The 21,896-nt window shown below is 39.0% G+C and carries 21 protein-coding genes; 16 read left to right on the top strand and 5 right to left on the bottom strand.

The features are described from left to right. Nucleotides 1-82 precede the first annotated feature (82 nt). The 3 genes from IPI59_08860 to IPI59_08850 all read right to left on the bottom strand — a co-directional run bounded on the left by IPI59_08860 (nucleotide 83) and on the right by IPI59_08850 (nucleotide 3,462). Nucleotides 83-1,627, bottom strand: coding sequence for a GldG family protein (locus IPI59_08860; protein ID MBK7527643.1), 1,545 nt, complete (start codon nucleotides 1,625-1,627; stop codon nucleotides 83-85). Nucleotides 1,628-1,703: 76 nt separating this feature from the next. Then, nucleotides 1,704-2,432, bottom strand: a complete 729-nt coding sequence (locus tag IPI59_08855) for an ABC transporter permease subunit (protein ID MBK7527642.1) — start codon at nucleotides 2,430-2,432, stop codon at nucleotides 1,704-1,706. Nucleotides 2,433-2,535: 103 nt separating this feature from the next. Continuing rightward, nucleotides 2,536-3,462, bottom strand: coding sequence for an ATP-binding cassette domain-containing protein (locus tag IPI59_08850; protein MBK7527641.1), 927 nt, complete (start codon nucleotides 3,460-3,462; stop codon nucleotides 2,536-2,538). 1,125 nt (nucleotides 3,463-4,587) lie between these two features. Between IPI59_08850 and IPI59_08845 the strand changes: the two genes are divergently transcribed. The 8 genes from IPI59_08845 (at nucleotide 4,588) to IPI59_08810 (ending at nucleotide 12,990) form a co-directional block, all read left to right on the top strand. Continuing rightward, complete coding sequence (locus tag IPI59_08845; GenBank protein ID MBK7527640.1) at nucleotides 4,588-7,749, top strand: N-6 DNA methylase; 3,162 nt, start codon at nucleotides 4,588-4,590, stop codon at nucleotides 7,747-7,749. Nucleotides 7,750-8,238: 489 nt separating this feature from the next. Then, nucleotides 8,239-8,631, top strand: a complete 393-nt coding sequence (locus tag IPI59_08840; GenBank protein MBK7527639.1) for a nuclear transport factor 2 family protein — start codon at nucleotides 8,239-8,241, stop codon at nucleotides 8,629-8,631. A 154-nt stretch (nucleotides 8,632-8,785) separates the two neighbouring features. Further along, entirely contained in the window at nucleotides 8,786-8,959 is a 174-nt protein-coding gene (locus IPI59_08835) for a hypothetical protein (GenBank protein ID MBK7527638.1), read from the top strand. A gap of 90 nt (nucleotides 8,960-9,049) precedes the next feature. Then, nucleotides 9,050-10,180, top strand: a complete 1,131-nt coding sequence (locus tag IPI59_08830) for a proline iminopeptidase-family hydrolase (protein ID MBK7527637.1) — start codon at nucleotides 9,050-9,052, stop codon at nucleotides 10,178-10,180. Between the two features lie 289 nt (nucleotides 10,181-10,469). Next, nucleotides 10,470-11,015: an ester cyclase gene (locus IPI59_08825; GenBank protein MBK7527636.1), complete on the top strand. Its 546-nt coding sequence runs from the start codon at nucleotides 10,470-10,472 to the stop codon at nucleotides 11,013-11,015. A 406-nt stretch (nucleotides 11,016-11,421) separates the two neighbouring features. Then, nucleotides 11,422-11,817, top strand: a complete 396-nt coding sequence (locus tag IPI59_08820) for a hypothetical protein (GenBank protein ID MBK7527635.1) — start codon at nucleotides 11,422-11,424, stop codon at nucleotides 11,815-11,817. Nucleotides 11,818-11,821: 4 nt separating this feature from the next. Then, the gene (locus tag IPI59_08815; protein MBK7527634.1) at nucleotides 11,822-12,016 is read left to right on the top strand and encodes a hypothetical protein; all 195 of its coding nucleotides are present in this window, start codon (nucleotides 11,822-11,824) and stop codon (nucleotides 12,014-12,016) included. A gap of 215 nt (nucleotides 12,017-12,231) precedes the next feature. After that, complete coding sequence (locus tag IPI59_08810) at nucleotides 12,232-12,990, top strand: NADAR family protein (protein MBK7527633.1); 759 nt, start codon at nucleotides 12,232-12,234, stop codon at nucleotides 12,988-12,990. Between the two features lie 41 nt (nucleotides 12,991-13,031). Here IPI59_08810 and IPI59_08805 read toward each other — a convergent pair whose 3' ends face one another. Beyond that, nucleotides 13,032-13,229, bottom strand: a complete 198-nt coding sequence (locus tag IPI59_08805; protein ID MBK7527632.1) for a hypothetical protein — start codon at nucleotides 13,227-13,229, stop codon at nucleotides 13,032-13,034. Between the two features lie 127 nt (nucleotides 13,230-13,356). Here IPI59_08805 and IPI59_08800 point away from each other — a divergent pair, with 127 nt between their 5' ends. From IPI59_08800 to IPI59_08785, 4 genes are all read left to right on the top strand, one after another. After that, nucleotides 13,357-14,172, top strand: a complete 816-nt coding sequence (locus IPI59_08800) for a GIY-YIG nuclease family protein (protein ID MBK7527631.1) — start codon at nucleotides 13,357-13,359, stop codon at nucleotides 14,170-14,172. Between the two features lie 250 nt (nucleotides 14,173-14,422). After that, nucleotides 14,423-16,066 (top strand): hypothetical protein, encoded by a 1,644-nt coding sequence (locus IPI59_08795; protein MBK7527630.1) that lies wholly within the window; start codon nucleotides 14,423-14,425, stop codon nucleotides 16,064-16,066. 145 nt (nucleotides 16,067-16,211) lie between these two features. Beyond that, entirely contained in the window at nucleotides 16,212-16,505 is a 294-nt protein-coding gene (locus IPI59_08790) for a type II toxin-antitoxin system HigB family toxin (protein ID MBK7527629.1), read from the top strand. Between the two features lie 6 nt (nucleotides 16,506-16,511). Beyond that, the gene (locus tag IPI59_08785; protein ID MBK7527628.1) at nucleotides 16,512-16,868 is read left to right on the top strand and encodes a helix-turn-helix domain-containing protein; all 357 of its coding nucleotides are present in this window, start codon (nucleotides 16,512-16,514) and stop codon (nucleotides 16,866-16,868) included. A 92-nt stretch (nucleotides 16,869-16,960) separates the two neighbouring features. Here IPI59_08785 and IPI59_08780 read toward each other — a convergent pair whose 3' ends face one another. Continuing rightward, nucleotides 16,961-17,104, bottom strand: a complete 144-nt coding sequence (locus IPI59_08780; protein ID MBK7527627.1) for a hypothetical protein — start codon at nucleotides 17,102-17,104, stop codon at nucleotides 16,961-16,963. A gap of 184 nt (nucleotides 17,105-17,288) precedes the next feature. Between IPI59_08780 and IPI59_08775 the strand changes: the two genes are divergently transcribed. The 4 genes from IPI59_08775 (at nucleotide 17,289) to IPI59_08760 (ending at nucleotide 21,884) form a co-directional block, all read left to right on the top strand. Then, on the top strand, nucleotides 17,289-17,495 hold the full coding sequence (locus tag IPI59_08775; GenBank protein MBK7527626.1) for a hypothetical protein: 207 nt from the start codon (nucleotides 17,289-17,291) through the stop codon (nucleotides 17,493-17,495). A gap of 149 nt (nucleotides 17,496-17,644) precedes the next feature. Continuing rightward, nucleotides 17,645-18,037 carry a DUF4296 domain-containing protein gene (locus tag IPI59_08770; protein ID MBK7527625.1) on the top strand — a complete coding sequence of 131 codons (393 nt, stop codon included), beginning with the start codon at nucleotides 17,645-17,647 and terminating at the stop codon, nucleotides 18,035-18,037. 137 nt (nucleotides 18,038-18,174) lie between these two features. Beyond that, nucleotides 18,175-19,314 (top strand): glycosyltransferase, encoded by a 1,140-nt coding sequence (locus IPI59_08765; GenBank protein MBK7527624.1) that lies wholly within the window; start codon nucleotides 18,175-18,177, stop codon nucleotides 19,312-19,314. A gap of 275 nt (nucleotides 19,315-19,589) precedes the next feature. Next, entirely contained in the window at nucleotides 19,590-21,884 is a 2,295-nt protein-coding gene (locus tag IPI59_08760) for a sodium-translocating pyrophosphatase (protein ID MBK7527623.1), read from the top strand. The last annotated feature ends 12 nt before the right edge of the window (nucleotides 21,885-21,896 follow it).

Here is a 21,896-nt window from a genome sequence, read left to right as displayed (position 1 = left end):
CCCGAATCTTTATTTCAATAATTTATTCCCTTCAAAAAGGTATTTATCTTATTTGGTTTTATTTTACTTTCAGCGACCAAAATTAGGTATAACGCTCGGTTGCCCATTTGGTTTTTTGGCGGTTACGGCGCAGCGACCGGTAAAAGCCATAGCCAATAACCAAACCTAAGGGCAATAAAAAGTTAATCCATTTAATAAAATCTTTTTTAGCATCGGTCAAGCCTTCGGCGGTAATTGGGTTGCCTGTAATACCTTTGGTGCGCAGTTCGGCAAGCCCCGAGTTATCGGTTAGCCAGTCTAAGGCGTTTACAAATAAAATTACGTTATTGGGGTCAATTTCCTGAGGTTGAGCTTGCGGATTAGTGCCGTCGCTGTTGAGGCAAAAGTCGGCATCGCCAAACACAACCATTCGGGCGGGGGTATTTCCGGATAAATTACCTTCGACTACGCCGGCCAAAGCCAATCCGGAGGTAATATACAAGCCTTCATTTACTTCGTTTTCTAACTGAGTGGGCAATTCAACAATACCTGACTTTGCAGAGGAGAACGCCAAAGGGGTAAATTGCCCTGTGCCGCCTGTTGCTGCAGCCAGCGAACTGACAAACGGAAAGCTAACGCCTTCGATACCATTTGTAATAGGGTGCTCGGCAAATTTTTTCACTAACGGAATATAGGGCAAGCGCACTTGTTGCATGGCCATTACTGTGCCAAAGGAGCCAAATTGCTGCGGCACCATTAGGTTCATGCTGCCAAATTGTTTGTCAACCACCATATTATTGCCAACTGTTACCCCTTTTTGGGTAAGCCATGCCGATAGTCCGGTGGCATTGGGCTGCACCATTGGCGACTGTGGCAAGGCGGTTTCGGCTTGGTTTAGGGCTACTAAAATGCCTTTGCCCGAGGCCAAAAATTTATCTAAGGCGGCAAAATCGCCGGGTGCAAACGAGTCGCGGGGGGCAATAATGGCTAAGGTTTGGTATTTACTAACTAAAGCCGAGTCAGAAAGGGTAGCGGGCACAACATCATAAAGCACAGTTAGCTCTTGAGCCGCTTGGGGTATGGCCTGAAGGGTTGCCTCGCCGTGGCCTTGCACCAAGCCAATTTTGGGTTTGCTGCCGGCGGCCATCTTTTTAATTAAAGAAGATAAGTCGTACTCAACAGACTGCCCAGGTTGAATTACGGGTATAATTTCGGTTTTATCTTTGTATTGCAGTTTTGCCCCAAGGTAAGCGCGTTGCTGTTTGGCTTCGTTGCGCTCGCGCACTTGTATGCCTACGGGCTGAATGCCGGCTTGCTGCACCTCTTTTTCTTTTTCAGGGGTTTCGCTGGGGTTTACAAAATCGAATACCAAATTGCCGCCCGAGGCGTTGGCATACTCGACCAACATTTCTTCAAAATCGGTGCGAGCTTTATTTACAGCTGGGGGTAAATTGTCCGAGAAATATCCGGTTACAGTAATAGGCTCTTCTAATCCGGATAAGATATTGCGCGTGGCGTTGCTCAAAGTATAGCGTTTATCGGCGGTAAAATCGAGCCTAAAATACAAGCGACTAAACAACCAGTTGGCTACAATTAAAACGCCAATAATTAGCAAAATACGGTTGCGTAATGCGGTTTTTGTTAACATATCTACTTAAAAATATAATAGTCGGAGGAGGGGTTAGTTTATTCCGGATAAAAAAAATAGCCAGTTTTAATAAAACTTATTCAGCCACACGGCGGCGCGCTAACATAACTTCGGCCAAGCTTAATCCTAAAAAGCAAATACTTAGTAAATAAAAAATATCTTTTGTATCTAAAACGCCGCGCATAATGGAATCGTAATGATTTTCGAGGCTTAAATAGTTAAAAACATAGGCTAAAAATCCGGAACTGGTGCCGGCCAAGACGCCAAAAATAAATAAAAACACTACGCCAATCAGTAACGCCAATAAAAAGGCAACAATTTGATTATCGGTAATACTACTGGCAAACAAGCCTATGCCGGCGTAGGCGGCAGCTAATAACATAATGCCAATATAACCAGTAATGATACTGCCGTGGTCAACTTTGCCCAAAGTGGTAATAGTGTAATACCAGGGCAGGGTAAACAATACGGCCAACCCCACTAAAGCCATACACGCTAAAAATTTGCCTAAAATAACTTGCCTGTCGGTTACGGCTTTTGTTAGCAATAGTTCAATGGTACCGGTTTTCTTTTCTTCGGCCAACATACGCATAGTTAGGGCTGGAATAAAGAAGAAGAGCGTCCAAAAAGCGATGGTAAAAAACGGCCTTATAGAGGCTTCTCCGGTAAAAAACACGTCACCGTTGCCGGTTATCCAGGTAAAAAATCCGGATAAACCTAAAAATACAATCAATAAAATATAGGCAATTAACGAGTCGAAAAATACGCCTAATTCGCGGCGCGCTATTATTAGTATTTTTTTCATATAAGTATATTGGTGTGGGTGGTCTAAAGTAAATCAAGCAATGCCGTTAAAGCAGCTATGATTGGATTATAATATCCCTCCGGATATAATTTATTAATTGGTTTTATTTCAGGGTAAGGTTTCTAAATATTTCTTCGAGGTCGCGCTCTACGGGGGTAAGTTCGGTTATAACCCAGTTATTGGCAACGGCAAGGCTAAATATATTGCGTCTTGAGCTTAGCTCGGGTTTGCTTTCGACCTGAAAAAAGTTGCTTTTCCCGTCCCAGTCCACTAACGAAACAGTTTCTAAATTGCGCAGGGTATTAAACACTTCGTTAGGTTGGGCGTCTTCAATCCGGACTTTGGTAATTTCGCGGCCACTTGCCTGCCTTCGAAGTTCGGTAGGGTTGCCGTCTGCTACAATTTTCCCGTCGTTGATAATTAAAATGCGGTTGCAGGTTGCCTCTACTTCGGGCAAGATATGGGTACTAAAAATAAGGGTTTTTTCGCGGCCTAATTCGCGTATAAGTTCGCGTATTTCTACAATTTGGTTGGGGTCTAATCCGGTGGTAGGCTCATCTAAAATTAGTACGGCGGGGTCGTGAATCATAGCTTGAGCCAGCCCAACCCGTTGTCGGTATCCTTTTGACAGTTCGCCAATTTTTTTGTGTTTTTCGCGGTCTAAGCCGCAAAGGCGCACCATTTCTTTAATGCGTGCGGGTATATTTTGTTGTGCTACGCCTTGTATGGCTGCCGAAAAATGCAGGTATTCCATTACGGGCATATCTAAATACAGGGGGTTGTTTTCGGGCAAATACCCAACTTGGCGTTTAATTAAGTCGGCATCTTTATTAATAGTGTAGTCGCCTATGGTTACTTCGCCTTCGGTAGGGGCCATATAGCAAGTTAAAATTTTCATAGTTGTAGTTTTTCCTGCCCCGTTAGGTCCTAAAAATCCTACAATTTCGCCACTTTTTACCTCAAACGAAATACCATCGACTGCACGTTGTGTATCGTACTTTTTTACGAGGTTGCTTACTTTAATATTCATAAATTGCTATTTAATGAAATTTGAGGCGCAAAATTACAAAAACGTTCCTGAAAATGTTAAAACAATTTTGTTACACTTTGTTAAGAGTGCGCTAAAGGCCGTTTCGTTTTGCCGGATTCATTCGGCGACATTGCAAAGCAAAAGATTTTAAAATGGGCATGATAAGCCGGAGTTTTTGCCCGCTTATTGCGTTTGGTTTATTACAAGTAGCCATAATTTTTTTTAGGGGCCATGGCCAACGGGATAAAATATAGACATAGGCACAAACAATTATTGCTTGTTAATATGTTAATAAAAAGTATTTAACATTATTTCACAATTTACTTCACCTTATTAAAACAAGCGTGTATATTTGCCGGTAATTATTGTATCTTATAAAATAGGATATTTACTTTGAGTTTTTTGACCACCTAAAACAACAATTTTCAACTTTTCCGGATAATAGAAAATAGCAACGCCCCCCTTCAGACTGAGCCTTTGGGTAATCATACTGATATAGCAAGCACCCTTGGATGAAAAAAAAGAAGACCAAGCGGCCAACCCATACTTGCGTATAGTTGCCTACCAAAACCGAGTATAGTTAGTAAATTGTACCTATAGTGCAGCAGAAACTAGTGGCAGTATCCATATTATATTATTTGTAAACTTTAAAAAAAATCTATTATTTAACGGGTACAAAGCCCATTGGATAGTTTATTTAATAACAAAAACGCGAAGTAAATTGCGTATAAGTAGTAGTTATATAAAATTATCAAAAAAATTTATAGGAAAACACAGTAAAACTTTGCAACTTTGTAGGTCGCTTGAAAACTTAGTAGTTTTCCGAAACTATTAACTCGGCCAGCACGGTTAGTCGTTTGCCGACTGTCGTGCTAAAGTATCTGGAAAGTGTAAACTTGCAGGCAGATAAAATAACATTTATATAACAATGGCTTTACGGTTAGGCAGGCGGAAGTGTTATTTCAAGGGAAGAATTTTCTAATAAAAGTTAAAAATGTATTGTAAATTTGTACTTCGTAAACCGCCCAACGCAAAGCCTTTTCCGTTATGCCCAATGCTAAAACGACAATACCAAAACATCAGACCGACAGAAAAAACTAATTTAGGACTGAAATAAATTGACAAGTGAACAGATCTTTAGAACAGTACATAGACAACATAAATAAACGCTTTAAACTTGGTAACGCAACCGAGCATACTTTTCGGGGCGACTTACAACAACTGTTAGAAAGTTTGGTGCCGACAATCAGAGCAACCAACGAACCCAAAAGACAAAGTTGCGGAGCACCTGACTACATCTTGACAAAAAAAGATATTCCTGTTGGTTTTATAGAAGCTAAAGACATTGGTGATAAAGACCTTGAAGGAGCAAAGAAAACAGGAAACAAAGAACAGTTTGACCGTTACAAAGCATCACTAAATAACATCATATTTACAGACTATCTCGACTTTCATTTATACCGTGACGGACAGTTTGTAATGAAAATTACCATTGGAGAAATCAGCGAAAAAGGCATAAAACCGTTGACCGAGAATTTTTCAAGTTTTGAAAACTTCATCAAAGACTTTTGCACCCACATCGGGCAGACAATAAAAAGTTCAAAAAGACTTGCAGAAATGATGGCGGGCAAAGCCCGCCTTCTTTCTGAAGTTATTGAAAAGGCTTTGACAAGTGATGAAACCAATCACGAAGACAGCACACTGAAAGACCAAATGAAGGCTTTCAAACAAATTCTAATTCACGACATTACGCCAAAAGGATTTGCTGATGTTTATGCACAAACCATTTCATACGGAATGTTTGCGGCTCGTTTGCACGACCCAACTTTACCAACTTTCAGCAGACAAGAAGCAGCCGAACTTATTCCGAAATCAAATCCATTTTTGCGAAAACTATTTGGCTACATAGCTGGACCTGATATTGACGACCGCATAAAATGGATAGTTGACAGCTTGGTAGAAATTTTTCTGCATTGCAACGTGGAAGAAATTTTAAAGAATTACGGAAAGTCAACAAAAATGGAAGACCCAATCATCCATTTTTACGAAACTTTCCTAAGCGAGTACGACCCGAAACTCCGCAAAGCAAGGGGCGTTTGGTACACACCGCAACCCGTTGTAAATTTTATAGTTCGTGCTGTTGACGATATTCTAAAAACTGAATTTGACTTACCGCAAGGACTTGCAGACAATAGCAAAACGAGAATTAAAATTGAACAACAAGGCAAGAAAGTTGAGCAAGACGTTCACAAAGTTCAGATACTTGACCCAGCAACAGGAACAGGTACTTTCCTTGCCGAAGTGGTAAAACACATTCACAAAAAGTTTGAAGGACAACAAGGCATTTGGAGCAATTATGTTGAAACACATTTGTTACCTCGCCTCAACGGTTTTGAGTTGCTAATGGCAAGTTATGCAATGGCACACTTGAAATTAGATTTGCTTTTAACCGAAACAGGCTACAAGCCAACCACCAACCAACGTTTTAGAGTTTATCTTACAAACAGCCTTGAAGAAAGTCACCCCGACACAGGAACTTTATTTGCCAATTGGTTAAGCACCGAAGCAAACGAAGCAAATCACATCAAGCGTGATACGCCTGTTATGTGTGTAATTGGTAATCCACCGTATAGCGGAGAAAGTGCCAACAAAGGCGAATGGATTATGAAATTGATGGAAGATTTCAAAAAAGAACCGGGCGGAAAAGAAAAGCTGAAAGAACAAAATTCAAAATTCATCAATGACGATTATGTAAAGTTTTTGCGATACGGTCAGCATTTTATAGAAAAAAACGGAAGTGGAGTTTTAGCATACATCAACCCACACGGATTTTTAGACAACCCAACTTTTCGTGGTATGCGATGGCACTTGCTTAAAACTTATGACAAAATTTATACGATTGATTTACACGGAAACGCCAAGAAAAAAGAAACTGCACCAGACGGTTCACAAGACGTGAACGTCTTTGATATTGAACAAGGCGTTTCAATCAATATTTTTGTAAAAACAGGCAAAAAGAAACCAAACGAACTCGGACAAGTTTTTCATTATGACCTATATGGAAAACGGGATTTCAAATATGATTTTCTCTCCGAAAATTCGCTAAAATCAATTCAGTACAATTGTTTTACACCTTTCAAAAACAGTTTTTTGTTCAAAAGCATTGATGAAGCAATGCTTAAAAAATACAATGAATGGATAAATCCGATTAATCTTTTCAAAGTCAATGTAATGGGTTTTCAAACCCATAGAGATGATTTTGCAATAGATTTTGAAATGAAAAATATAAAATCAAGAGCCTTAGACCTTATCAACAAGGAAAATACAAACGAAGAACTTTTTAAAAAATATTCAATATCCGATAATCGAGATTGGAAACTAGAAAAAGCAAGAAATGAAATTCAAAATGATAAAAATTGGGAAAGTAAAGCAGTAAAATGTGGTTATAGACCTTTTGATGATAGACCTTGCTATTTCAGTTATGTAATGATGGATTATCCACGAAAGGAATTAATTCAAAATGTGCTGAATAAAGAAAACCTATTATTAGGAATTGGTAGACAAGGATTAGCGGTAGGTGATATTGATTGGTGCTTAACAACCGTTTCAAAACATCCTGTTGACGCAAATATTTTTAGACGTGGTGGAGTAAATCTTTTTCCGCTTTATTTATATCCTGACAATTCAGGTCAGCAAACAATTGAGCAAACAACAGAAAGACAGCCAAACTTAAATCTTGAAATTGTTAATCAACTCGCTTCCAAAATTGACCTGACTTTCACGAATGAAAAGCAATATACAGAAAATACTTTTGCTCCAATTGATATTGTAGATTACGTCTATGCGGTTTTGCATTCGCCAACTTACCGAGAGAAATACAAAGAGTTTTTGAAAATTGATTTTCCTAGAGTACCATATCCAAAAGACAAAGAAACATTTTGGCAATTGGTAATCTTTGGCTCGCAAATCAGACAAATTCATTTATTGGAAAGCTCAACCGTTGAGAAATACATCACGCAATATCCAATAGACGGAGACAACATTGTAACCAAACCAAAATATCAAGACGGTAAAGTTTACATAAACGACACGCAGTTTTTCAACAACGTTCCGCAGGTGGCTTGGGAGTTTTATATCGGTGGTTATCAACCCGCCCAAAAATGGCTCAAAGACCGAAAAGACCGCAAATTGGAGTTTGACGACATATTACATTATCAAAAAATCATCGTAGCCTTGACAGAAACGGACAGACTAATGAAAGAGATAAACAAAATAGACATCGAATGACAGAAGCACTGGGCATAACACGGGTAACCGTTGCACAACCTCCCTTTTCCTAAGCGACTTTTTGGGCTAAAACACCCGCCGCAGCTACATTTGCCGCGTTCTGGGCAAGTCTCAATTTTGAATTTTGAAAGCCTTAGTTTGAGCCTATTACTTCCGGATAAAATTGCATCAGCGCATTTTCCGGATAAATTTGCGCCCTCGTTTTTTTATTCGGATAAAATTAAGGCAGCCCGCCTCAAAATATATTTCATCCGGATTTATTAACGCAAAAAAACAAGCCCTCAAATCGCCTCTATTTAAAACTTATAATGTAAATTTGCCAAAAACTAACGGTTTTTAGACAAACCGCTGTTAGGTGCAACGCCTGGCGACATCTGAACAGGTATTGACCTAACAATTCGACAAATAACGAAAATATTTTTTAAACTGACACTTTATTTTGCAGGACCATTTATTTTTGGACAAACTATTCATTCATATAACAAGATTATGGAGAAACAGACTCTTGAAAACTTCGTTAAAGCTATAAACGAGCATGACGTTGACAGAATTTATTCACTTATGACAGACGACCACAAATTTATTGACGCACATGGTAATGAAGTAATTGGCAAGGAGAAAATGAAAGCAGGCTGGACAGGTTATTTTCAATGGTTTCCTGACTACAAAATTGAAATAACAGACGTATTTGCCAACGACGACACTCTTGCCGTTTTTGGTTTTGCAAGCGGGACTTTCAAAAGTATAAAAGCAGACAAAAACGTAAACCATTGGAAACTTCCTGCATCATGGAAAGTAGTTGTAACCGACAATAAAGTTAGAGTATGGCAGGTATATACCGATACAAAAATTCCGTTTGACATCATTGGCAAAAACAAATGACACTAATTGAACGACAAAAAGCGCACGTTGCTAACATCGGTAACCGTTGCACAACTCAAATTTTATTTAGGTAGTTTTTGGGCTAAAATGCCCGCCGTAGCTGCATTTGCCGCGTTCTGGGCAAGTCTCCATTTTGAATTTTGAAAGCCTTAGTTTGAGCCTATTACTTCCGGATAAAATTGCATCAGCGCATTTTCCGGATAAATTTACGCCCTCGTTTTTTTATCCGGATAAAATTAAGGCAGCCCGCCTCAAAATATATTTCATCCGATTTATTAACGCAAAAAATAAGCCCTCAAATCGCCTCTGTTTGAAATTTATTATGTAAATTAATTTGCCGAAATTATGAGTTTTAGACGGACTGCCGTTGGCAGCTATTTAGCAGGACAACTTTAAACTTAAACCATAACAATAAAAAATGAAGAATTTAATCATTACAACTCTTATTTTGACCAGCTTATGCTCTTGCAATCAATCATCTGAAACAAGCGACACGGTTTCAACCCAAGATACAATTTCCACGAATTACGAAATAAAAACAGGTGGGAGTAAAATGATACAGGTTGACGGTAAGTATAATGTTTGGACAAAAAAAGTAGGTGACGGAAAAATCAAAGTTCTACTTCTGCACGGTGGACCAGGATTTACTCACGACTATTTTGAGTGCTTTGAAGATTTTTTGCCCAAAGAAGGAATTGAGTTTTATTATTACGACCAATTAGGTGTCGGAAACTCTGATATTCCAACAGACACTTCGCTATGGAATATTCCACGCTATGTAGAAGAAGTAGAACAAGTTAGGAAAGGACTTGGCTTAGATAATTTTTACTTGCTTGGACATTCTTGGGGCGGAATGTTGGCAATGGAATACCTGCAAAAATATCAAAGCCATGTGAAAGCTGCTGTTCTTTCTAATATGACTGCTGGTATGAAAAGTTATACATCATACACTGAACAGTTAAAGCAAAAACTATTCACTCAACAGGAATTGAAAACTTATGATTCTCTTGACAAACTCAAACTGTATGACTCACCTCAATACCAAGACCTCTTAATGAATAAGCTTTATACACAAGTTGCTTATCGAAAGCCAGTTGAAGAATGGGCAGAGCCATTAATGAGAGCATTTAAGAAAGCCAATCACACTATTTATATTCATATGCAGGGTGTGGACGAGTTTCACGTAACTGGTAATTTTAAAGATTGGGAAATGTGGGACAGGTTGTCTAATATTAAAGTTCCGACACTTGTGATTGGTGGTATGAAAGATGAAATGAACCCTGACGATATAAAAAAAGAAGGTCAACTCATATTGAATAGCAGAACGTATTTGTGCCCTAACGGAAGCCATATGAGTATGTATGACGACCAACAAAATTATTTTAAAAAATCTTATTGCATTTTTGAAAGACGTGGAAGAAAACAAGTTTACGCCAGACAAAAAGCAATAAAACAGCAGCCAACAAGGGTAACCGTTGCACAACTCAAATTTTATAAAGCGGGTTTTTGGGCTAAACCGCCCGCCGTAGCTGCATTTGCCGCGTTTTAGGCAATTTTGAATTTTGAAAGCCTTGGTTTGAGCCTATTACTTCCGGATAAAATTGCATCAGCACATTTTCCGGATAAATTTACGCCCTCGTTTTTTTATCCGGATAAAATTAAGGCAGCCCACTTCAAAACATATTTCATCCGGATTTATTAACGCAAAAAAAAGCCCTCAAATCGCCTCTATTTAAAACTTATAATGTAAATTTGCCGAAACTTATGAGTTTTTAGACGGACTGGCGTTAGCGGTCAGGCTGTGACGACCGTGCAAACTTGAAACGACAGTGACAAATATGAAACGACAAATCAAATATCTGACGCCTGCTTTTTTTGCGAGTTGCATCTTTCTGACGGCTTGCAACAATTCAAACCCGACAGACAACTCAACAACTAACATTCAGACAACAATGGACAGCGTAACACAAAAAATTGAAGCCAACAAACAACTCGTCCGACTTTGGATTTTGGATGGGTGGAACAATAACCGAAACAAAGAAGTGGTTGACCAGGTATTCGCTCAGGACTGGGTGGACGGTAATCCGACTTTTGCTGACCAGCCAAAAGGGATTGAAGGTGCAATGTATTTTGTAGAGCAATACCGTAATGCACTTCCAGACATTCAATTCAACATTACGCACCTGGTTGCCGACACTGACTATGTGACATTTCGCTTTGAAGCGACCGCCACTCATAAGGGAACTTTAATGGGTATTCCAGCGACAGGGAAAAAAGTTGCCATTACAGGAATTGTAATCCATAAAGTTGAGAACGGACGATTTGCAAAATCTTGGAACGAGGTGGACTTGCTTGGACTGAAAATGCAACTTGAGCAGAAATAACAATTACAGACTACAAACAAAAAGCACGAACCGCTAACAGTGGCAACCGTTGCACAACTCAAATTTTATTTAGGTGATTTTTGGGCTAAACCGCCCGCCGTAGCTGCCTTTGCCGCGTTCTGGGCAAACCTCAATTTTGAATTTTGAAAGCCTTGGTTTGAGCCTATTACTTCCGGATAAAATTGCATCAGCACATTTTCCGGATAAATTTACGCCCTCGTTTTTTTATCCGGATAAAATTAAGGCAGCCCGCCTCAAAACATATTTCATACGGATTTATTAACGCAAAAAAACAAGCCCTCAAATCGCCTCTATTTAAAACTTATAATGTAAATTTGCCGAAACTTATGAGTTTTTAGACCGACTGACGTTTCCGGCAAACTGAATAAAAACGCGAATAAACATCATGACAAAGACAAAAATTCCGATAGAAATCCAAGAGAAGGCTGACACAATAATTGATATCTTTAATGCCACGGTATATAAAAAGAAATCAGGAGTAGAATTTTATTCCACTTATAAGGGAGACTTTTTATATTTAAACAGAAAAGAAGGTAAAAGAGATAGTCCAATTGCGAGACTAAAATACAATGGGAAAATTGATAATTGGGATTTTGCGATTTTCAGATGGAGCAATGAACGCTATGATCCAGAGGAAATTTTCTTTCCTGGAGTAAAGCATCTAAATGGATCAATCGAAGGAGCTCTTAAAGCTGGCAACGAAGCATATCCTCCAAGTTGGGAACCTTTACGGAAAGACATGTTAAATTTTTTTAAGCAGTTTTTTGATAAAAAGACATAGACAAATGATTGAAGGTAAATATTATTATGATGATGGAACTGAATATAATCCAGATTTATATCCCAAGCCGGGTATTTGTCTGGTATGTAAAAAAGATAAAGATCCAAATGAAGAAATACTTTGTAATTTAAATCGAATGGATCAACACGATCATATTGGTTTTCGATGCTTTGCATTTGAAGAGGATAAAGAAAAATAAAATCAGTCTGCCGTCAACAGTGTTGCAAATAAAAGCGGCGTGAAAATTGTAAATTGAAGTTCAGAAAGCCTTGCAAAATTGTTGGCAGGGAAAGTGTGAACTGCCCACTCGCCCCGCCCTTTCTTAATCGGTTTATAGGCTAAAATGCAGTAAGACAACCGTTAATCGAATGATACCAAACCAGCAGCCGATTTAACTTTTTAAGCTATTTAACAATGAGACACAAACTTGACCCAAACGAAATAAGAGTTTACCATAGAGAAAACTCCTGTATTTTCAAAAAAAACAAGGAAGAGTTTGGCGCACTGTCTAATATGGCATCGGGTTTTCCTTTGCGCATCAATGGTGTTGACATCCGGACATCTGAAGCACTTTTTCAAGTATGTAGGTTTCCGCATTTACCTGAATTACAAGAAAAAATTCTTGCACAAAATAGTCCGATGTTTGTAAAAATGATTAGTGACAAAAATAAAAAGGAAGACAGAGAAGATTGGCACCACCTGAGCTTGAAAGTTATGAAATGGTGTATCAATGTAAAACTTGCACAAAACTTTATTTTATTTGGGACGGCCCTACATGAAACTGGTTTGAAGAATATCGTTGAGAATTCAGCTAAAGATAATTTTTGGGGAGCAATTCCAAATGAAGACAACACAATTTTTACCGGAAAGAACGCACTTGGCAGATTACTAATGGACTTGCGACAGACGTTTTACAGCAAAGACATTTATTCGCTGCTCTTAATTGAGCCACCACAAATTAGTAATTTTCTACTTTTAAACGAACCAATAGGCATTATTGACGAAAGGCAAAACTTTATTACTGCATTGCAAAACTATTGGCAAAGCTCCTACAGCAATATTGAAGAGCTAACATATGAACATGAACCTTCAACCAAGACAAAAACCACGATGCAACGAAAAAAGAAAAAAGCAGATACAGCTTCATCTCCAAATCTGTTCAGTAATTTCTAACGACATATCTTTGTGGGCGAAAAAATCCCCGGTCGCCAACGCTAACAACCCTTTTTTGGATGCCTTAAAATGAACCTAATTAAGCCTAATGAAGTGAATTTTGAAAAAACCAATACCTGCTGCCCAATTTGACAGGTATTGGGCATTTCGGCGGCAATTTTGGGCATTATCCGGATAAATTTACTTCCCGCTTCATTTTCCACCTCAAAATATATTTCCTCCGGATTTATTAGACACAAAAAAACAAGCCCTCAAATCGCCTCTGTTTGAAATTTATAATGTAAATTTGCCGAAATTATGAGTTTTTAGACGGGCTGCCGTTGACGTAATGGTAAGAAAACAAATAAAACAAAAGGGCTTCAGAAAATGGACAGCATTAAACTAAACGACATATTACGACTTGACAATCTTAGCAACGTGAAAATTCGCTTCAATTTGATGTTCGCTCAAAATTGGAATCCAATAGAACTTTTTAAAAATGGCGACATATCTACAATGTTAGCCGGGCAATATTGGAACTACAACAAAAACAAATCATACAAAGCAGGGCAAATCACAGTTGGACTCGTTAAGATAAAACCGAATGAAGATTTATGGTTACTTTTTCATATTGGACAAGTGACTAAGGACTTGAATCTGCTAAATGGTGTTGGTTACGAATATCAAGGGCTACCCGAATACGAAAAATATGTGGGACGCTTAATCGTAAAATTTAAGAACAAAGCGCAGACAATGATTCGTAATGCCAAGTCAGTGATTGACGACTGTTATGTTTCTCAAATTTTACCCAACACTTTTGACAATGACTTATTTCCTGGTTACGAAAAGGTAAATATTTCTTGGGATGAGATGAAGCGATTATTGGGAAAAGAGAATTGGAAAACAGCACTTGAAAACCAAAAAGGTGTTTATCTTCTGACCGCTGTATCAACCGGTAGAATGTATGTTGGTTCTGCTTACGGAGAAAACATGATTTTGGGACGATGGCAAACATATGTAAATACAGGACACGGTGGTAACGAAGGACTCAAACGACTGTCTTTTGACTATATTAAACAGAATTTCAAATATTCAATCCTCGACATTTACAAATCAACTACTGACGACCAAATTATTATCGACAGAGAAAATTGGTGGAAAGAAGTTTTAAGAACCAGACAATTTGGATACAATAAAAATTAACAACACCTTCAGCAAAGGCATGTAACCTAAGTTTTGCCTAAATTGTTTTTTTCCGGAAAAATTATCTTCAAAAACTAATTGGACTCCCCAGGGTAGCCATCTCCAAAACGTTGGCACCTGCTATTCCGGATTAAAATACGTCATTTCCAAATATTAAAAATAGAAACAAAAAAAGCATTTTTTTAAAGTTTAGCCTTATTTTTGCTTCTCGAAAAATTAACCGCCTTACAAACTTAAAAGTAACGCATTTATGAGCAAGCAGCTACTTTTTATTGCCTGTCTTTTTTTGTCGGTATCAGTATGTTTTGCCGCCAACTACTATGTATCGCCCACGGCAACCGGCTCGGGCGATGGCAGTTTTAACAACCCCTGGAAATTACAACAAGCGTTTAATGCTCCGGCAGCAATTAATAACCCAACCGACACCGTTTGGATTTGGCTTAGAGAGGGCATTTATACTAACTCTTTTAACAGTGAAACTTCGTTTAGCTGTTTTACCAATGGCAAAGTAAATGCACCCATCATTTTCAGAAACTACAATAATGAACGGGCAACAATTGATGGACAACAAACATATACGCTGGCTTTTAGTCTTGGAAATTGCAGTTACACTTGGCTTTGGGGTATTGAAGTAGTTAATTCTGATACCGCTGACCGCGACCATCCAACAACAGACCGGAGGGGCGATATCTATTGTACTGCCCCAAACATAAAACTTATAAATCTTATTGTTCATGATATGGGTAGCGGCTTAGATTTGTGGAAAACAGCAACCAATTCAGAAGCTTATGGTTGTCTCATTTACCATATCGGCAATAATCAACTCAATGGAACAAACTGGGAGGGTCATGGGCATGGCATGTATTTACAAAACGATACAGTTGGCATAAAAAACATTCATAACAATATTGTTTTTAGCACTTTTGGATATGGTATTAAGGTTTGGCAAACAACTACCACCAGCGCACTTGGAAACTTTGACATCCAAAGAAATATTGTATTTAACGGAGGTGCCGCCTCTGAAAATTTGGGCGGAGTGGGTAATAATTACAGGACACATAATTTTTTTGTAGTCTCAAATGGGGCCAACAACCCTATCCGCAATACTGTTATTAAACACAATATGACGTTTGCCGGCACAAATACGCCCCGACCCCCTGTTAATGCTTTTGGGCTAAATTATGGGGTCGAAAATATGGTTTTAGACAGCAATTACCTGACGTGCCAAACAAGATTAGGTTTTAATAATACCCCTATTTTTGATGCCTCAGTTGCGGGCAATCATATTATTGGCGGCATACCTGCTCAATATGGATACTACCTTTGGGGATTTACTACCACCGATTACCCCCAAAACACCTACTTGCCCGAACTGCCCACCACAGGTTTAGCGTATTTTGTAACACCCAATAAATACGAAGAAAAACGAGCGCATCTTGTAATTTACAATTGGGAAAGCGCCGACTCCGTTCAAATAAACATCGCAGACTCCGGACTTCAACCCGGCGATGCTTATGAATTAGTTAATGCGATGGATTATTACAACGATATTACAGTAGGTGTTTTAGGTTCAAACAGCATAATTACAGTCCCAATGACCGGACATACTTTTGCCCCCGTTATAGGATCTTCAAAGGACCCAGTATCGCAATTTCCTGTTTTTGGAGTGTTTGTCCTCCGAAAAGCTTGTTCATTTACTCCGGATATAATAGGTGATAAAACCGTTTGCGCCAACGAGCCACAAACCTATTCTGTAGCCGAAACTCCGGGCAGTACCTATACCTGGACGGTAACAGGAGGCAATATCATTACAGGGCAAGGAACCAACAAAGTATCGGTAATTTGGAATAATGGGATTATGGGAACTATTAACGTGGTGCAGATAACACCTTAGGCAAAATTTGATTTATCTGTTTTCTTTTCCGGATTTTTTGCCTCATACCCTATTCCTCCGGATGCAGAAACTCCAGAAAATTCAACGTTAAAAAATAAATTTCCCATTTTGGGAATTTTTATTTAACTTTGTTAAAAATTAAAAATTGAGAGTAATTGCAAAGAAAATATTACGTGAATTTTGGAAAGCTCATTCTGATTGCGAACAACAATTAAAAGCGTGGTATCAAGAAGCAAGTAATACAACCTGGCAAAACATAAATGAATTGAAGGCAGATTTTCCGAGTGCAAGTATTTTGAACGATAACAAAGTTTGTTTTAACATAAAAGGGAATAATTATAGACTGATTGTCAGAATTAATTTTTCTTATCAGATGATGTGGATTCGATTTATTGGAACACACGCTGAATATGACAAAATAGATATAAATAAAATGTAAAAAAAGATGAAACTAAAGCTAATAAAAAACGAAAACGATTACAATCAAGCACTTGAAAGACTTGAAAAAATTTTTGATGTAAAACCCGGAACAGAAGAAGGCGATGAATTGGAAATTTTGGGAATTTTAATTGACAATTACGAAAAGGAACACTTCCCTATTGAACTTCCTGACCCGATTGAAGCCATTAAATTTCGGATGGAACAATTAAATTACTCACAAAATGATTTGGCAGAAATAATTGGACTAAAAAGCAGAGTGAGTGAAATTCTAAACAGAAAAAGAAAATTGTCGCTCGGAATGATTAGAAAACTAAGCGAAAAACTACATATTCCATCTGAAGTCCTGATTCAGGCGTATTAAAAAGGATTCTATAAAATAGGTAACAACTACCTCAACACCTTTGGGCAAAGTGCCCAGCCCGAGTTTTGTTCAAGCAATTCTTGGCTATAGTTTTAGGCATTATCCGGATAAATTTCCGTTCTGTATTTTATCCGGATAAAATTAAAACAACCCGCCTCATACCCCATTCCTCCGGATTTAGTAAACACAAAAAACAAGCTTGTTAGGGTGTAACCTATGATTAAAATATCAAACAAAATTAAATCAATAATTTTAATTGTTTGTTTCGGATTATCATGCTATGGCTTCTTAATAAAACTTCCTGCCCCCTTCAGAAAAATTGATTCTGAATTACATGCGCTTTTTTTCTTTGTAGCTGCCGCATTTTTAAATATTTTATTCAGAATCAAGAAAACTTATAATCACTTTTTTATATTTGGGATGCTATTTTTATTTGGTGCTTTTATTGAGTTTGCCCAAGATTATTCGAATAAAATATGGCATGAAAAAATTCATGGAAATTTTGACCCACAAGATTTGAAATACAACTTGTTTGGTTTGTTGGTATTTTCTTTGTTTTGGTTTACCTATTATTTGTGGGTGCAAATTTATAAACCAAAACCGAAATCAATTGACAATCAATTTTAAACAAACATAGTTTCACGTAATAAACGCCGCCTTATTTCATTAATCTTGTTGACGACAGTAATTTTTCTGCCCACCTGCACTAATTTCACCTCGTTTTGTAGTATTTGTTGTAATATTGCCCTACAAACGAAATATTTTTGATGCATCAATTGAAATTAAAAAAGCTTTTATCTATATTATTGTTGTGGTTGCTGCTAATAACGGGCTTCGTTTCGTGCACTGCCAATACTGACGATGATGACGGCCATAACAAACAAACAGCCCTAAGCGAAACAAGCCGCAATAATGTTCCAAGCCAAAAAATGGCAGTAATTTTAGCCGATATTCATTTGGCAGAGGCAGCACACGAATTGCGCACAAAATTAGGACCCGACAGCACTTGTTTGCAACCAATTCCTGATTATTACGGACAAATTTTTGCCCTGCATGGGGTAACTGCGCAACAATTTAAACAAACCTATTATTGGTACTTAAATAATCCCGCCGAATTAGAAACCCTTTACGACGAAGTAATTGCCAAATGCCTCGAACGCGAAAAATAACCGAAACAAATCCATTATTTGACCACTTTCAACAGGTATGGCAATTAAATAGCATCCGGATATAAAAAGAGCATAATACATTCCTAAGATTTACTAAAAATATAATCAAACAAACATTAACTAAGCCCACAAATAAATTGCCGACCTCCATCGTTTTTACCGTCATCAACGACCTGAATTTCGACCAGCGAATGCAGCGAATTTGCACCGCACTGGCAGATGCAGGCTATAAAATTACATTGGTAGGCCGGATATTGCCCCACTCTAAACCATTGCCCACCATGCCTTTTGAGCAGGTACGGCTTAAAAATTGGTTTAACAAGGGTAAACTGTTTTACATAGAATATAATTTGCGTTTGGCTTGGTGGCTGCTTCGCCACAAATTTGATGTTTACAGCGCAACCGATTTAGATACCGCTTTGCCCCAGTATTTTGCTGCCCATTTTTGGCACAAAAAACCCTTTGTTTACGATGCCCACGAGTATTTTCCGCACCTGCCCGAAATTATTAACAGACCTTTAGTAAAACGTTTTTGGCTTTGGGTCGAGCGCACCATTGCACCCGCCGCCAACGCTGCTTACACAGTTAGCGACTCGTATGCGCAAATTTTTAAGCAAAAATATGGTAAAACTTTTGGTGTAGTGCGCAATGCCACCGTTTTACAGCCTCAGCACCAGTTGCCTAACCTGCCCAATAATGCCGAAATTTTTAATAAAACCTATATCTTATACCAAGGAGCCGTAAATATTGGGCGCGGAATTGAGCAGGTAATTGAAGCAATGCCGCTAATAAATGAAAATTGTTTCTTGTATATTTGTGGCGATGGTGATGTGTTGGCCAATTGTAAAGCATTGGTAAATAAGCTAAATTTACAAAATAGCGTGCATTTTTTTGGCCGGATACCCCCCGAACAACTCCGGATGTTTACCCAACACGCCACTTTGGGATTTACTTTTTTTAGCAACCAAGGACTAAGCTACGAGCTTTCGCTGGCCAACCGATTTTTCGATTATATGCACGCAGGTGTGCCACAGTTATGCAGCAATTTTACCGAGTACGCCGCTATTAACGCCAAGTATCAAATTGCACTTTTATTGCCTAATTTGCAGCCCGCGCAAATTGCACAGGCGGCCAACCAACTGCTCAACGACCCAAAATTATACCAAAGTTTACGTCAAAATTGTTTAGCTGCCCGCGAAGTGTATAATTGGCAAAACGAAGCAAAAACCTTACTGACCATCTACCAAAATATAGCGCCCGCCCCTCAAATGAGCTAATTTTGTTGTGATTTTTTTGACTTTAACTCCGGAAAAGCAAAATAGCAATATCATAAGGCAAATTGCATCCGGATAATTTAAACTCCGGAATAATTCCCTAAATTCCGGAGGAATAAACTATATTGCTTCGCAAAAAACTCCTCAAAAAAACCATAATATTTCTATTATTACACGTATCTTTGCGGGTCAATCTGTTAAAATTAACATTTTATCTCATATTGCAAATCTATTATTTACCAATAACCCGCAAAATCTATTAAGCAGAAAATTAAATTATGGAGTTTTTAGTGTACCTACTACCAATTTTTGGCGTTTTAGGCCTTATATATATGTACGTCCAGTTTAACTGGGTGAGCAAACAAGATGCCGGCGAAGAACAAATGCGCACTATTTCAAAACATATAGCCGATGGCGCTATGGCCTTTTTAAAAGCCGAGTATCGAGTGTTAGCTATTTTTGTGCTTATTGCCAGTGTATTGCTTGGTATTATGTCGCAAATAGTGGCTACCTCACATTGGCTAATAATAGCGGCTTTTATTGTTGGTGCATGCTTTTCGGCCATAGCTGGTTTTATTGGAATGAAAATAGCTACTCGTGCCAATGTGCGCACTACACAAGCCGCCCGTACAAGTTTGGCACAGGCCTTAAAAGTTTCGTTTACTGGCGGAGCTGTTATGGGCTTAGGCGTTGCGGGTTTGGCTGTTTTAGGCTTAAGCCTGTTGTTTGCCTTATTTTACTCGTTTTTTATGGGCGGAAACATGGCTGGTGGCGGCTACCAAAAAATGACCCTTGTTTTAGAAGTATTGGCAGGTTTTTCTTTAGGTGCCGAAAGCATTGCCTTGTTTGCCCGCGTTGGAGGCGGTATATACACCAAAGCTGCCGATGTAGGTGCCGACTTGGTAGGTAAAGTAGAAGCCGGCATTCCCGAAGACGACCCCCGCAACCCCGCTACCATTGCCGACAACGTAGGCGATAACGTAGGCGACGTAGCCGGCATGGGTGCCGACTTGTTTGGCTCGTATGTGGCTACCGTTTTAGCCACTATGGTATTGGGTAATTATGTAATACGCGACAATCCACAACTAACCGATAGTTTTGGCGGTATTGGGCCTATTTTATTGCCTATTGCCATTGCCGGACTGGGCATTATTTTTTCAATCATTGGAACCTGGTTTGTAAATGTTAAAGACGACGGCACAGCAAACTCCGACAAAGTTCAAGGTGCTTTAAACCGCGGCAACTGGTTTTCGATAATTTTAACAGGTATTGCCTGCTATGGCCTAATTGCTTGGATGCTGCCCAAAGAAATTACTTTGTCGTTTTTTGGTGAAGGAACTCGCACTATTAGCTCGTTAAATGTATTTGGCGCTGTTGCGGTAGGTTTAGTTGTTGGCGCATTAATATCGTTAATTACCGAACATTATACCGGATTAGGAAAAGGCCCCGTAAATGCCATTGTGCAACGTTCGGCAACAGGCGCAGCAACTAATATTATTGCCGGATTGGGGCAAGGTATGCTTTCAACAGCATTGCCAATTATTATATTTTCAGGAGCAATTATTATTACCTACTGGTTGGCCGGATTTTATGGCGTTGCAATATCGGCATCGGCCATGATGGCAACCACAGCCATGCAATTAGCTATTGACGCTTTTGGCCCTATTGCCGACAACGCCGGCGGTATTGCCGAAATGAGCCACCTGCCCAAAGAAGTGCGCGAGCGCACCGACATTTTAGACTCGGTGGGCAATACCACTGCCGCCATAGGTAAAGGCTTTGCTATTGCATCGGCGGCACTTACAGCACTTGGTTTGTTTGCCGCTTATGTTACCTTTACGGGTATTGACGGTATTAATATTTTTAAAGCACCGGTTTTGGCAGCCCTGTTTTTAGGCGGCATGATTCCGGTTGTATTTTCGGCTTTGGCTATGAACTCGGTAGGTAAAGCTGCAATGGCTATGGTAAACGAAGTGCGCCGGCAGTTCCGCGAAATTAAAGGGATTATGGAAGGCACCGGCAAACCCGAGTATGGCCGTTGTGTAGAAATATCAACCCAAGCAGCCATACGCGAAATGATGCTGCCCGGATTAATTACCATTATTTCGCCCATTATAATAGGTTTTGTGTTAGGTGCCGAAGCGTTGGGTGGCTATATGGCCGGCGTAACTGTTTCGGGGGTTATGTGGGCAATTTTTCAAAGCAATGCCGGCGGCGCTTGGGATAATGCCAAAAAATCGTTCGAGAAAGGCGTTACCATTGATGGCCAGGTTTATTATAAAGGCAGCGAGCCTCATAAAGCCGCCGTTATTGGCGATACCGTAGGCGACCCCTTTAAAGATACCAGCGGCCCTTCGATGAATATTTTAATTAAATTAACTTGTTTGGTGGGCTTAATTATAGCACCAATTTTAGGAGGGCACACCTCAGCCGGTAGCGGGGGACATGGCAATTTACAACAACAAAAACAGCATCCGGATAAAATAAACAGCCAACAAAAAATTGCCCAAACTGCATTAAATCCCCAACTTAATGACAGTAAAACAATATCATATCCTCCAGCACAAAAATAAATTTGAACATTT

The organism is Sphingobacteriales bacterium (assembly GCA_016706405.1).
Classification (GTDB): Bacteria; Bacteroidota; Bacteroidia; order Chitinophagales; family UBA2359; genus BJ6.
This window is presented reverse-complemented; position numbering and strand designations above follow the sequence as displayed.